Raw genomic sequence first — 12,546 nt, forward strand, 5'->3', positions numbered from 1 at the left:
TTTCGGTTTTTTATTTAAGCATTAGTTATTGATTGATTAATAACTTACCCAAGGGGGAATTTTCAATGGAAAAAGCAATTGTTTTAGGCGCAACAGGTGGAACAGGTCAAGTCATAGTTTCAGAATTGCTGTCAAGAAATATTCCGGTTATCGCTTTCGGCCGTTCTGAAAATAAACTAAAGAATCTCATAAAAGAACATCATTCAACACCGCTATTAACATATCAGCTTGGCGATGTCTTTGATGCACAGACCATCAGTGAAGCAGCGAAGGATGCAGATGTGATATTTCAATGCGCCAATGTTCAATATCATGAAATGGCAGATAAACTCCTGCTTCTCGGTGAAAGTGTAATGAAGGCTGCAAATATTTCAGGCAAGAAAATCGTGATTGTGGATGGAATATATGTTTACGGCCGACAAATTGCCAAAGGAGACGAAAATCATCCGAAACTGCCCCATACAAAAAAAGGAAAGATAAGAGTGGATTTTGAAAACTTAATATTCGATAAGAAATGGAAAAATGCCAAACCATTAATCGTCAGACTGCCCGACTATTATGGAAAAACTTCGCAAAATTCTTATTTACAGCCTACATTAACCGGAATGGCAGCAAATAAAATAGCTGTTTTTATCGGCAATCTAAAAACCCCCCGGGAGTACGTATATTTGCCTGATGCCGCAAAAATGATTGTGGAAATCGCAAGTAAAGACGATTCTTACGGTGAAAACTGGAACATTCCCGGCGCCGGACTGATTTCAGGTAAAGAAATCATAAAAATCGCACGCCAAATTACCGGAAATAATAAATTAGTAATACCATTAAATAAACTTGCCATTCGTATAAGCGGATTATTTGATCCAGTCATGAAAGAAGTAGTAGAAATCATGTACTTAACTGAAGAAACATTCATTCTCAACGGGGAAAAATATGAAAAGAGAATAGGAAAAATTCCCGCTACACCTTATCAAGAAGGGCTGAAAGAAACATTGAAATGCTTAATGAAAACTTAAGCTGAATTTTAGTTATTGATCAATCACTAAATATTACACTATAAAAAAGGAAGAGCTGAAAACGCTCTTCCTTCAACCTGTTTAAGCCGGTTTTGAAATTTCGCTTAAAGCTTCTCCCGCTTTCTCATCCGCATGTGAGACGGAGAGATCCCCCAAAGCAACGATTCCGACAAGACGGCCATCTTCAACAATCGGCAGCCTGCGAATTTGGTGTTCCGCCATCAGATCACCAGCCTCTTCAGCAGACATATCCGGGCGCCCTGTCACCATCTGTGTGCTCATGATATCCCGAGCAGCCGCATCTGTTTCATTTTCAGCTACACATCTGATAACAATATCCCGGTCTGAAACGATCCCCGTCAAATTTCCGTTCTCGCAGACCGGAATTGAACCTACATTGTAATCACGCATCTTCCCGGCAATTTCCGCAATCGGAGCAGAAGGTTCGCAGCATTCGGCATTGGTTGTCATGATGTCCTTTAGTTTCATTCGGAATTCCTCCTTTACTGGGGTTATTATGTGCTTTTCCGATATCCCACGGGCTTAAACCTATTTAAAAGAGCCCTTCCTTTTCATATATCGTTTTTTATCCTTCAATAAATCGCCGGTCCACCCTTTCTTCCTCAAATACCAGTACACAAGAACGGTAGAAACGGCAATTAAAATAAGCGAAAATAAATAGCCGTACTTTAATGAGAGTTCAGGCATGACTTCGAAGTTCATTCCCCACAGGGCGCCGAAAGCCGTCATCGGCGTAAAGATCGTCGTGAAAATCGTCAGCGCTTTAAAGATTTCATTGCCTCTGTGGGATGTCACCACTTCCTCGGAATGGAGCAAATAATTGATTTCATTCGCATACTCTTTGATCAATGACATGCCTCTGTCGATTTCGTAAAACGTCCTGCGCTGTTCGATTTCGTCAAACGATTTGGTTAAAAAAGTTTCTTTAAGACCCATTGCAACCTTTTTCATCGATAAAATTAAACTTCTTATGACGAGCAGTTCATGACGCCGCTTATGAATCAGTTCAATGATGCTTTTATTGTTGTCATGATGAAATCCCCACCTTACTTTTCCAAGGTGAACTTCAAAGTGCTCAAGTTCCTTCAAATACATTCTCATCAGTTCGCCCAGCAGGACCAGGAACACTTCAGGGGCGTCTTTGCATCGCTTTAAGTGTTGATCGATCGGCCTTCTGTTTGTCTCTTCAAATTGCGAGATATCTAAATTCATTGTGAAAAAATAGTCTTTCGTTAAGTAAAAATGAAATGCTGTCCGATTTTGTTGAACTTCCGCTTCCTGATCGTAAATATATGAACCGTAGATCGCTTCCTTGCCTTGAACGGCAGCATTGATATCAATGCAATTGATATTGGCCGATGGAACGCCTTGAAACCAGTTTCGGCATTCCGGCCAATGATCGGGCTGGATCAGCCCTTGTGCTGTCGCTTTTTCGTGAGGGCCGAGCTGATACCATGTCCAGCCCTCTCCCTGAAAAACTCTCATATTTCGTCTCCTCCTCTTCCGGCCCATTCGTTTTATATTTCTTTGCCCGCCCTCCGCGTAAATAAACATCATGTTTGCCGCGCTGCGGCACGTGGTATGAAGCCAGTATGAGTTTTTCATAGAAAAGGAGGTGGCGCCTTCTTTTTGAGAAGGCGGGGCATTGGAATTACTGAAGCTGATTGCAGTGGCAGGATTAATCGCATTAACGGGCTTTTTCGTCGCGGTCGAATTCGCCATCGTCAAAGTAAGGCGGACAAAGATCGACCAATTGATCATTCAGAAAAAAAAGGGCGCGCTTGCCGCAAAAGAAGTGACCTCACACCTTGACGAATACTTGTCAGCCTGCCAGCTTGGAATCACCGTGACGGCATTGGGCCTCGGCTGGCTTGGTGAACCGACGATGCAGACCTTACTGCATCCCCTTTTTTCCAAAATCGGCTTGAACGAGTCGATGACACATATTCTTTCATTTTTGGCCGCTTTTTTATCGGTCACTTATCTCAATGTTGTGATCGGAGAGCTGGCGCCAAAAACGATCGCCATTCAAAAAGCGGAAACCGTTACTCTGCTTTTTGCACAGCCGATGATCTGGTTTTACAGAATCATGTTTCCTTTTATATGGCTGCTTAATCATTCAGCCCGCATGATCACAAGTCTGTTCGGCCTGAAGCCGACCGGTGAACACGAATTGGCGTATTCAGAGGAAGAGCTGCGAACACTTTTATCTGAAAGCTATCAAAGCGGGGAAATCAACCAGAATGAATTGAGATATGTAAACAACATTTTTAAATTCGACGAACGTACGGCAAAAGAAATTATGGTGCCCCGCAATGAAATGACCGTCCTGTCTCTTGACGACAGTGTAAAAAAAGTGAAGCAGCTCATCAAAGAAACAAAGCACACCCGCTTCCCCGTCATGGAAGAAGACAAGGATCACATCACCGGAATGATCAATATAAAAGAACTGCTGCTGGCTGAGCTTGCAGGCGGGTTTTCTTTAGAAACAAAACCGTTAAAGCCATATATCCATCCGGTTATCCATGTGATTGAAACGATTCCCGTCTACCAGCTGTTCGTCAAAATGCAAAAAGAGCATACACATATGGCGATTCTCGTAGATGAGTACGGCGGAACATCCGGCCTTGTGACGGTTGAGGATATCGTCGAGGAAATCGTCGGCGATATTCGCGATGAATTCGATACTGAAGAAGTATCGGCTGTTCAGAAACTGGAAGATGACCATTACATCCTCAGCGGTAAAGTACTAGTCAGCGATGTAAACGACCTGCTCGGAATTCATTTATCAGATGAGGAGATTGATACAATCGGCGGCTGGATGCTGACGAAGAATATTGAGAGCAAGCCCGGAACGGCGATCGAAAGTGAAGGATACCGTTTCAAAGTAAAAGATATGGACGGACATCGAATCGTTGCAGTTGAGGTTGAAAAAATCGCCTAATCCCCCTTTCAGCCTCTCCCTGTCCGCTTTTCTTCCTAAAAACCATGTGAGGAAATCTGACATGTTCATCATGATATCTCCCTTTTGTCACTATAATGAAAGAAAAAGAGATCTGCTCTCAATCTAAATGACTACGGAGGAATGAAACATGCAGATGGGGGATACAGTATTTATGTTCTTTTGCGCTTTGCTCGTATGGCTGATGACGCCGGGCATCGCTTTATTTTACGGAGGACTTGTCAGGAGCAAAAATGTGCTCAGCACCGTTATGCACAGCTTATCTTCAATTGCCATCGTTTCCATCATATGGATTTTGTTCGGCTATTCGCTCGCTTTCGCTCCCGGAAACCCATTGATCGGGGGTTTGGATTGGATCGGACTGCAAGGTATCGGATTTGAACCCAATGCCGATTATTCGGAGACGATCCCGCATACGCTTTATATGATGTTCCAATTGACATTTGCCGTACTGACGACTGCGATTATTTCCGGAAGCTTTGCGGAGCGAATGCGCTTTCCGGCCTTTATTCTTTTTTCGGTGCTCTGGGCGGTTTTCGTTTACTCGCCGGTCGCCCACTGGGTATGGGGTGGAGGCTGGCTTGACGAGCTGGGAGCGATCGATTTTGCCGGCGGCAACGTCGTTCACATCTCTTCCGGTGTAGCCGGCCTGGTTGTTGCGATTGTTCTCGGCAAGCGGAAAAATATCAGCGATACCGCCCCTCACAACCTCCTTCTGACTTTGCTCGGGGCGACTTTGATCTGGTTCGGATGGTTCGGGTTCAACGTCGGAAGCGCCCTGACGATCGATGAAGTCGCCATGACCGCTTTTATCAACACGAATACGGCTGCGGCTGCGGGGCTGATCGGCTGGATTTTGGCAGAATGGCTGATCAATAAAAAGCCGACGATGCTCGGCGCCGTCTCGGGAGCGATCGCGGGACTTGTCGCGATTACACCGGGCGCAGGCTTTGTTACGCCTTTCTCATCCGTATGGATCGGGCTCATCGGTGGAATCGTCTGTTTCTGGGGTGTGTTTTCGCTGAAGAAAAAATTCGGCTACGATGATGCGCTCGATGCCTTCGGACTTCACGGGCTCGGCGGAACATGGGGCGGAATTGCGACGGGCTTGTTCGCGACGACATCAGTCAACGCAGACGGAGCAAACGGGCTTTTTTACGGAGACATCAGTCTCCTTTGGAAACAGCTGATTGCGATTGCCGCAACATATTTGTTTGTCGCAATCGTCACATACGCTATTATTAAGATAGTCAGTATTTTCTTTAAACTCCGTGCCTCAGAGGATGAAGAATCATTGGGCCTCGATCTGACGCTGCACGGCGAAAAAGCGTATCAAGATTAATTTGTCAGGAGTGATGGTATGAGCGGTCAAATGTATAAGGTGGAAATTGTAACTCGTCCTACAAACTTTGAAAAGCTGAAAACGGAGCTGGCCAAAATCGGGGTAACGTCCATTACGTTTTACAATGTACACGGATGCGGCCTGCAAAAAGGGCATACAGAGCTTTACCGCGGGGTCAAACGCGAAAGCAATGTATATGAAAGGTTAAAAGTCGAAATCGTCGTCAGCAAAGTGCCTGTCGAAAAGGTGGCCGAGACGGCGCAAAACGTCCTGAAAACCGGGGAACCCGGTGACGGCAAGATCTTCATATACGAAATTAAAAACACCATCAACATCCGCACAGGCGAGGAAGGTCCTGACGCTTTATAAAAAGATCGAAGCTCCCGGCTGAAGTTAAGCCGGGAGCTTTTCTGATGTTATAAAACGGCGTCAATCACACCGTATGCCTTCGCTTCGTCCGCATCCATAAAGTAATCGCGTTCCATGTCGGCTTTTAGTCTTTCAATGGGCTGGCCCGTTCGTTCGTGAAAGAAGTGCTCGATTTTTTCCCTCAGTTTGATGATCCGCTTCGCTGAAATCTCCATGTCTGTCGCCTGTCCTTTGACGCCGCCGAGCGGCTGATGGATCATGATTTCGCTGTTTTTGAGCGCATACCGTTTGCCTTTTGTTCCGCCGGCGAGGAGAATCGCTCCCATGGAAGCTGCCATTCCGACGCAGATCGTGCGGACATCCGGCTTCACATAGTCCATCGTATCCAAAATCGCATATCCCGCGGAAGTTGATCCGCCCGGGCTGTTGATATAGATCGAAATGTCTTTTTCATTGTCTTCGGCTGACAAAAACAGCAACTGGGCGGTGACCCGATTGGCGAGGTCATCGTTGAATTCAGAGCCGATCATAATGATCCGGTCTTTTAAAAGTCTGGAAAAAATATCGTACGATCTTTCACCGGCAGCCGTTTTCTCAATGACGTAAGGTATGGTGTTCATAGCCTTTTTCCTCCTAGGCAGCACACCTCATCATGCTGATGCAGGACGGCTGTGAAGCGCCGAAAAGCCATGTCTGTTTGGCAAATTCGAGCAGAGCATCGGGGTTGTGATACAATATCGCCCGAACAAGCAGGTCAATGTGTTCGTCATCCCGGTCCGCCGCTTCCCTTTGCAGAACATCCGGAGAAAGCCTTTTTAATCGCTGACGCGATCTGAATAAAAGCGATTTGACGGAAGATTCGGGCTTACCGAGCGACTCGGCGATTTCGTGCAGCTGAAAGGAAAACACATCTTTGAGCAGAAAAATCGTTAATTGCTTCGGCGTTAAAATACCGGAAAGCTGTTTCAGCAGGTGCTCGAAGTCATCGGCCGCCTTCATGCCCTCTGCCCTCCCGTCTTCCAGATTGTCTTCAGACAGAAAGATTTCGCGTTTCCTTTTTCTGAGCAGGTCAATCCATTTATGCTTTGCCACCGTCTTTTGATAAGCATGTGAGGCGTCTGTTCGATTGATTTCGATTAACTTCAGGATGGTATCCTGGACTAAATCCTCGGCATCCCATTTATCACCTGTCATTCTCATGCAATACTTCATCAGCGCTTGCTGTTCTAGCTCATTCATGAATGCATTCACACTCCTTAAAAGAGGCCTCTTACTTAATAAACGGCTGGCTCTGCAAATTTGATACGGGTTTTTTATGATTGTAACAAAAAAGGCGCCTATCGTATTTGATAGGCGCTCTGAGGGAAGCGTGCCTTATGACTGGCTTGAATCGTCAGACTGGGTTCCGTCTTGATTTTCTGACCCTTCAGACGAATCTTCCCGTTTGGTTTTGTCGTCTTTTCCACCTGTTTGATCTTTCGCTTTGTCTTCTGTTTTTGACTTTTCTTCAACAGAAGGCTGAGCAGGTTCCTTCATTTCAGCCGCTTGTTCCTCCACCGCTTTTTCGATGCTGGAGACCGGCTTGTCCATGAAGTTCAACGGGTTTAGCGCAACACCGTCTTTGCGGATTTCAAAATGCACATGGTTTCCGCCTTCTTCATTGTAAAGGTTTTTGCCTGCTTTTCCGATGACTTGATTTTGTTCAATCTTGTCACCTTGTTTGACGCTTACTTCAGAAAGAGACTGATACACAGTTGATAAACCATTTTCATGTTCAACTTCAACAACGTAGCCCAGTACAGGGTCTTTTGCAGCTTTGATGACCGTACCGCTGAGAGATGCGGAAACATCGAATGTTTTTCCGTCTTTCTCAGCCAAGTCGATACCTTTGCTCATGCTGTACGTGTTATTATAGTTTACAAGTGCTGCTTCTTTCTCTTCTTTAGTTGCGTCAGTTTCAAAGAACTTTTTAACGACAGAAACATTTTCAGAATCAGCAACCGGCATTGCGACATTTTCGACTGGTTTGCCTACTTCTACCGCGTCATCCCGGTTATCATAGGCTGATTTCTTACCATCGTCAGCAAGCTGATCTTTTACATCGTTGTTAGAAGCCGATTGATACCAAAGAACGGCGGTTAATACAACGACGGCACTTGTCAAATAGATGGCCGGAAATACCCAGCGTTTACGAAAAAACTGTTGCAGCTTTGTGATTTTGGAAGTACGATTCTTTTCTTCCTCTTTCATTACTCATCACCTCAGCAACATTCTGAACACTTTTCAGAAAATATATACATTTACAAAAAACTTTTTTTCAAGTTAGTCTGCACCGGCTGCTTCGTTTTTATGTAAAAACCGCCCTAAAACCTGAAATTTCACCAATGTGCATGATAACGGAAAAAACGCCGAAGATATAACATATGAAGAAAGGACAGAGAGAATGAAACTACGGATCGCCAATCGGGAAGACCTTCCCGCAGTAGTCGATATTTACAACTCCACCATTGCGTCGCGAATGGTTACGGCAGATACAGAACCCGTCACACCTGAAGAAAGGCTGAACTGGTTTTTGAACCATACCGAGGCAAGGCCTCTTTATATTGTGGAAAATGAACAAGGGGATATCGCCGGCTGGATCAGCTTCGAATCATTTTACGGTAGGCCCGCCTATAACAAAACCGCCGAAGTCAGCATTTACCTTCATGAAGACCACCGCGGCAAAGGGGCGGGTTCAGCGGTGCTTGAAAAAGCGCTTGAAGTCGCGCCAAAGCTTGGAATCCGTTCTTTAATGGCGTTTATTTTCGCCCACAACGAACCGAGCATCAAGCTTTTCAAAAAATACGGCTTTACCGAGTGGGGACACTTTCCCGGAATCGCCGAGATGGATCGAATACGGTACGATTTAAAAATATTAGGAAAAGAATTGAATGAAGCCTGATCATCATGGCACGAAAAAAAGAGCTGTCATGCAGCTCTTTTTTTCTTTCATCATTCAGCCAGCCTGCGCCTTCTGATCTCTTCTTCATTTAAAAATTCCAAAAAGCTTCTCATCACAGTAAACGGCTCTTCTTTGACCGCCTGAACGTAGCGGCTTTTCCGTTCATCGGAAAGCACTTCGCTTGTTTGCATCCGTTCCAATATATATTGCATCACCGATTGCTGAACATTTCTTTTTTGGTAAGACGACTCTCTGAACAGTGCCATGCCGAAAGCTGCTGCTGCGGCAGCGCAGCCGATTTTTATCATTGAATCGGTTCCATAGGATGCCTGCCCCCAAAAAGAAGAAAGATAAACCAATGAAGCAACAAGCAGCGGAATCGCGATAAAAAGAAATATCAGCCTTTTCTTTAAGAACGGCGCCGCCACATGCTTGAGGTTATCCATTTCTTCTTTCATAAAAGCCGGCATTTGATGGAAACGTTCCATATCCATAATCAATCCCTCCCGATTTGGTTAAAGAGGCGTTGTTTCGCTGATTAAATCACGCTTTTTATATGTATATCGTAACTTAGATCCAACATGTTTTACAGTTTTTTGCCTTTCCCCTTTTTATTAGGAACTTTCCGTCCCCCGCCCCGTATAACATGAGATAGTTGCTTGAAAGGGGAGTAACTGTTATAAATGGAATGTATAAAAACAAATCCGTCTTGTGAGGTTCAATATGGATATTATTAAAAATATCAGCATCACATCGATATTTCTCGGCTTTATATTAGTTTTAAACACGCTATTGGCAATCGTTGTGATCTTTAGGGAACGCCGGGATGCAAGCTCCTCCTGGGCCTGGCTCTTGGTACTCTTCTTTATTCCCGTTCTTGGCTTTATCCTCTATTTGCTCTTCGGCCACAATTTGAGCAGGAATCACCTTTTTCAATGGGAAGACCGAAAGAGGATCGGGATGGAAAAAATATTGGAACAGCAGCTGACCAAGCTGAAAAACCGCGAGTTTGAATTTCGCAATAAAGCGACGGCGGACAGCAAAGACTTGATTTATATGCACATTCTGAATAACCACGCCGTTTTCACGGAAGACAATGCGGTCGAGCTGTTAACGGACGGACGCCAGAAATTCGACAGACTGCTTCGCGACATTGAAAACGCCAAAGACCATATACATCTTCAATATTATATTTATAAAGGCGATGAGATCGGAAAAAAGCTGCGGGACGCGCTGATCAAAAAAGCAAAAGAAGGCGTTGAAGTCCGTGTTTTGTATGATGAATTGGGATCAAGAAGCCTCAGGAAAAGCTTTTTCAAAGATCTGAAAAAGGCGGGAGGATTTGTCGAAGTTTTTTTCCCGTCGCGTTTTAAATTTATCAATTTGCGCATGAATTACCGCAACCACCGCAAGCTCGTCATCATCGACGGCGTCATCGGCTATGTCGGAGGATTTAATGTCGGGGACGAATACCTCGGTCTAAATCCGGCTTTTGGCTATTGGCGGGACACGCATCTCAGAATCAAAGGAACGGCAGTCCATTCGATTCAAACGCGTTTTATCCTGGATTGGAATCAGGCCTCGCACCATCACGATATTACATATATGCCAAACCACTTTCCTGACATCGATTCCAACGGAAACATCGGCATGCAAATCGTCACCAGCGGCCCCGATTCAGAATGGGAGCAGATTAAAAACGGCTATATTAAAATGATATCAACGGCAAAGCGGTCGATTCTTATACAGACGCCTTATTTTATTCCGGACGCAAGCCTGCTCGATGCCCTCAGAATTGCTTGTCTGTCCGGCGTTGACGTGAGAATCATGATTCCTAACAAACCCGACCATCCTTTTGTGTACTGGGCTACCTATTCTTACATCGGCGAACTTTTAAAAGCCGGCGCTTCCGTATTTATTTACGACAACGGATTTATCCATGCGAAAACAATTGTTGTAGATGAAGAAATTTCATCGGTCGGCACGGCAAATATTGATATGCGCAGCTTCAAGCTCAATTTTGAAGTGAATGCTTTTTTATACGATGAGGAAATTTCGAGAAGCCTTGTCCTATCATTTGAAAAAGATCTGCAAGTCTCAAGGGAGCTGATCTATGAGGAATATTTAAACAGAAGCAAATCGATCCGCTTCAAAGAAGCCATTTCGATCCTGCTGTCGCCGATTTTATAGCGCGTCATTCATGCGGTAAAAAAATCCTCCCGGAAACGGGAGGATTTTTGTTTTACTTACCGGAAGCCGCCGCACCCTTGGAAACTGAAGCATGCTTGTCCATTTGACGTTCAGTGTCAGCGTCCTTGAGCTTGAGTGCGATGAAAAATGCTGCCATGAGGAAGCCGGCTGCACCGAGCAAAGCGGTCCGGTAAGCTGATAAATCGGGCTCTATCCCTGCGCCAGGCTGACTGAGCACAGCAAGGACGCACGACATGACGGCAACTCCAAAAGCAGATCCGAGCCGGTTTTGCACATTAAACAGCGTCGTTGCCCGACCCATTGATGAGGATGAAATGTTGGCAAAACAAACAACCTGCGCAGCGCCAACCGCATGCCCCAGAAAAAAGCCCGCCGAAAACAGCAGCAGCCTGAGAAGCCACAGATTTGACCCGTATCCGGTCAGGCTCAGCAGCCCAAACAATACAGCGGCGCCTAAAAGCGCAACGGAAATTACCCGCCTCGGCCCGAGCTTATCTAACGACCTCGGCATCAGCTGGGAGGCCAGCATCAAGCCTAATGCTTCGGGAAACGTGATCAAAGCGGTATCGGTCGCAGAATAGCCGAGTGCTTCCTGGCACAACAGCGGAAATATATAGAGCATGCCAAGGAGTCCGCCTGCTGTCAAAAGCGAAATGACGCTCATCTTTCCAAAAACCCGGTCCTTCAATAAGCGCAGTTCAATCAGCGGATGCTCAGCCTTCAGCTCGACAAAAACGAGAATGGCGAGGAGAATCACTCCCCCGGTTCCTGAAACAAGCACATTCGGAGAGCCGAAGCCCTGCACAGGCCCCTGGCTGAGTGCAAAAACTGCCAACGCCATTCCCGGCCCAGCGAAAAGAAATCCTAGCCAATCAAATCTCCCCGCTTTCGGCTCCATATGTTCATGAAGATATAACAGGCCAAACAGCAGAATGATCATACCGATCGGAATATTAATGTAAAAAATCCAGCGCCATGACAGCTGATCCGTCAGAAACCCGCTGATGATCGGCCCAACCGCAGGCGCGACCGCAATCGGAAGGACGAGAACTCTCGAAATTTTAGCCCGTTCGTGCGGAGGAAACGTCCTGAACAAGATTGCCATTCCCACTGGTGTGATCAATCCGCCGCCGGCTCCCTGGATCACGCGAAATACGTTTAATGCCGCCAGATTGTCAGCGATTCCGCATAATGCGGATGCAGCCGTAAATATGGAAAGCGCGGCAAGGAAAACACGCTTTGTCCCAAAGCGGTCTCCAAACCAGCCGGCTGCGGGAAGAAAGACCGCCAAGCTGACTAAGTATCCGATGTTAATTGTGCCTGCAGCAGACGGCAAAGTTTGAAATTCGTTCATGATGGCGGGCAATGCCATGTTAATGACACTCGCATCCATTGCAGCCATAAACATGGCCGTTACATATACAATGCTGACAACCGTCCTTTGATTGAACGGCCTTCTCTTCATTGCTGACCGCCGTGAATTTCTGCAGCCGGCTTCAAGCTGTTCGGCGAGAGATCGGTCCAATTCGAGCTGATATAGTCGATGCAGGCGCTGCGGCTCGTTTCCCCGCAGACAATCTCCCACCCTGCCGGAATATGAACAAAGGCGGGCCAGAGTGAATACTGGCCTTCCTCATTCATTAAAACAACATATGTGCCCTGTTCATTTTCAAAAGGATTTGTCATC

14 protein-coding genes are annotated in these 12,546 nt (G+C 45.9%); 6 read left to right on the forward strand and 8 right to left on the reverse strand.

The genetic code is table 11. The annotated features are described in order from the left end of the window. Positions 1 to 65 precede the first annotated feature (65 nt). On the forward strand, positions 66 to 1,013 hold the full coding sequence (locus M1D59_RS19770) for an NAD(P)H-binding protein (RefSeq protein WP_026580218.1): 948 nt from the start codon (positions 66 to 68) through the stop codon (positions 1,011 to 1,013). Positions 1,014 to 1,094: 81 nt separating this feature from the next. On the opposite strand, the gene M1D59_RS19775 is transcribed toward M1D59_RS19770, so the two are convergent. Together M1D59_RS19775 and M1D59_RS19780 are read right to left on the reverse strand one after the other, a co-directional pair. Then, positions 1,095 to 1,502: a CBS domain-containing protein gene (locus M1D59_RS19775; protein WP_095323623.1), complete on the reverse strand. Its 408-nt coding sequence runs from the start codon at positions 1,500 to 1,502 to the stop codon at positions 1,095 to 1,097. Between the two features lie 60 nt (positions 1,503 to 1,562). Beyond that, a complete protein-coding gene (locus tag M1D59_RS19780) occupies positions 1,563 to 2,519 on the reverse strand; it encodes a magnesium transporter CorA family protein (protein ID WP_458117631.1) in 957 nt (318 codons plus the stop codon). 160 nt (positions 2,520 to 2,679) lie between these two features. On the opposite strand from M1D59_RS19780, the gene M1D59_RS19785 reads away from it, so the two are divergent. From M1D59_RS19785 to M1D59_RS19795, 3 genes are all read left to right on the forward strand, one after another. Continuing rightward, positions 2,680 to 3,978: a hemolysin family protein gene (locus tag M1D59_RS19785; protein WP_458117632.1), complete on the forward strand. Its 1,299-nt coding sequence runs from the start codon at positions 2,680 to 2,682 to the stop codon at positions 3,976 to 3,978. Between the two features lie 148 nt (positions 3,979 to 4,126). After that, positions 4,127 to 5,338, forward strand: a complete 1,212-nt coding sequence (locus tag M1D59_RS19790) for an ammonium transporter (protein ID WP_023857117.1) — start codon at positions 4,127 to 4,129, stop codon at positions 5,336 to 5,338. An 18-nt stretch (positions 5,339 to 5,356) separates the two neighbouring features. Next, positions 5,357 to 5,707: a P-II family nitrogen regulator gene (locus M1D59_RS19795; protein ID WP_003185936.1), complete on the forward strand. Its 351-nt coding sequence runs from the start codon at positions 5,357 to 5,359 to the stop codon at positions 5,705 to 5,707. Positions 5,708 to 5,754: 47 nt separating this feature from the next. Here M1D59_RS19795 and M1D59_RS19800 read toward each other — a convergent pair whose 3' ends face one another. The 3 genes from M1D59_RS19800 to M1D59_RS19810 form a co-directional block, all read right to left on the reverse strand. Further along, entirely contained in the window at positions 5,755 to 6,327 is a 573-nt protein-coding gene (locus tag M1D59_RS19800) for an ATP-dependent Clp protease proteolytic subunit (protein WP_025810658.1), read from the reverse strand. A gap of 13 nt (positions 6,328 to 6,340) precedes the next feature. Next, positions 6,341 to 6,946: an RNA polymerase sigma factor gene (locus M1D59_RS19805; RefSeq protein WP_075212904.1), complete on the reverse strand. Its 606-nt coding sequence runs from the start codon at positions 6,944 to 6,946 to the stop codon at positions 6,341 to 6,343. A 135-nt stretch (positions 6,947 to 7,081) separates the two neighbouring features. After that, positions 7,082 to 7,957, reverse strand: coding sequence for a M23 family metallopeptidase (locus M1D59_RS19810; RefSeq protein WP_023857113.1), 876 nt, complete (start codon positions 7,955 to 7,957; stop codon positions 7,082 to 7,084). A gap of 193 nt (positions 7,958 to 8,150) precedes the next feature. Between M1D59_RS19810 and M1D59_RS19815 the strand changes: the two genes are divergently transcribed. Beyond that, on the forward strand, positions 8,151 to 8,648 hold the full coding sequence (locus tag M1D59_RS19815; protein ID WP_023857112.1) for a GNAT family N-acetyltransferase: 498 nt from the start codon (positions 8,151 to 8,153) through the stop codon (positions 8,646 to 8,648). A gap of 50 nt (positions 8,649 to 8,698) precedes the next feature. On the opposite strand, the gene M1D59_RS19820 is transcribed toward M1D59_RS19815, so the two are convergent. Next, on the reverse strand, positions 8,699 to 9,142 hold the full coding sequence (locus M1D59_RS19820) for a YwnF family protein (RefSeq protein ID WP_023857111.1): 444 nt from the start codon (positions 9,140 to 9,142) through the stop codon (positions 8,699 to 8,701). A gap of 247 nt (positions 9,143 to 9,389) precedes the next feature. Here M1D59_RS19820 and cls point away from each other — a divergent pair, with 247 nt between their 5' ends. Then, complete coding sequence (gene cls / locus M1D59_RS19825; RefSeq protein WP_458118060.1) at positions 9,390 to 10,838, forward strand: cardiolipin synthase; 1,449 nt, start codon at positions 9,390 to 9,392, stop codon at positions 10,836 to 10,838. Between the two features lie 52 nt (positions 10,839 to 10,890). On the opposite strand, the gene M1D59_RS19830 is transcribed toward cls, so the two are convergent. Next, on the reverse strand, positions 10,891 to 12,324 hold the full coding sequence (locus tag M1D59_RS19830) for an MDR family MFS transporter (protein WP_458117633.1): 1,434 nt from the start codon (positions 12,322 to 12,324) through the stop codon (positions 10,891 to 10,893). After that, a complete protein-coding gene (locus M1D59_RS19835; RefSeq protein WP_095323618.1) occupies positions 12,321 to 12,545 on the reverse strand; it encodes an MbtH family protein in 225 nt (74 codons plus the stop codon). Before M1D59_RS19835 ends, M1D59_RS19830 begins: the two co-directional genes overlap by 4 nt. Between the last annotated feature and the right edge of the window lies 1 nt (position 12,546).

It is taken from the genome of Bacillus sp. PK6-026, from assembly GCF_054161455.1.

What these genes read in the sequence shown, in the direction of transcription:
- M1D59_RS19805 (WP_075212904.1), bottom strand. Translation starts at nt 6,946, where the DNA reads ATGAATGAGCTAGAACAGCAAGCGCTGATGAAGTATTGCATGAGAATG.
- M1D59_RS19835 (WP_095323618.1), bottom strand. Translation starts at nt 12,545, where the DNA reads ATGACAAATCCTTTTGAAAATGAACAGGGCACATATGTTGTTTTAATG.
- M1D59_RS19830 (WP_458117633.1), bottom strand. Translation starts at nt 12,324, where the DNA reads ATGAAGAGAAGGCCGTTCAATCAAAGGACGGTTGTCAGCATTGTATAT.
- M1D59_RS19790 (WP_023857117.1), top strand. Translation starts at nt 4,127, where the DNA reads ATGCAGATGGGGGATACAGTATTTATGTTCTTTTGCGCTTTGCTCGTA.
- M1D59_RS19775 (WP_095323623.1), bottom strand. Translation starts at nt 1,502, where the DNA reads ATGAAACTAAAGGACATCATGACAACCAATGCCGAATGCTGCGAACCT.
- M1D59_RS19800 (WP_025810658.1), bottom strand. Translation starts at nt 6,327, where the DNA reads ATGAACACCATACCTTACGTCATTGAGAAAACGGCTGCCGGTGAAAGA.
- M1D59_RS19820 (WP_023857111.1), bottom strand. Translation starts at nt 9,142, where the DNA reads ATGGATATGGAACGTTTCCATCAAATGCCGGCTTTTATGAAAGAAGAA.
- M1D59_RS19815 (WP_023857112.1), top strand. Translation starts at nt 8,151, where the DNA reads ATGAAACTACGGATCGCCAATCGGGAAGACCTTCCCGCAGTAGTCGAT.
- M1D59_RS19770 (WP_026580218.1), top strand. Translation starts at nt 66, where the DNA reads ATGGAAAAAGCAATTGTTTTAGGCGCAACAGGTGGAACAGGTCAAGTC.
- M1D59_RS19795 (WP_003185936.1), top strand. Translation starts at nt 5,357, where the DNA reads ATGAGCGGTCAAATGTATAAGGTGGAAATTGTAACTCGTCCTACAAAC.
- M1D59_RS19810 (WP_023857113.1), bottom strand. Translation starts at nt 7,957, where the DNA reads ATGAAAGAGGAAGAAAAGAATCGTACTTCCAAAATCACAAAGCTGCAA.
- M1D59_RS19780 (WP_458117631.1), bottom strand. Translation starts at nt 2,519, where the DNA reads ATGAGAGTTTTTCAGGGAGAGGGCTGGACATGGTATCAGCTCGGCCCT.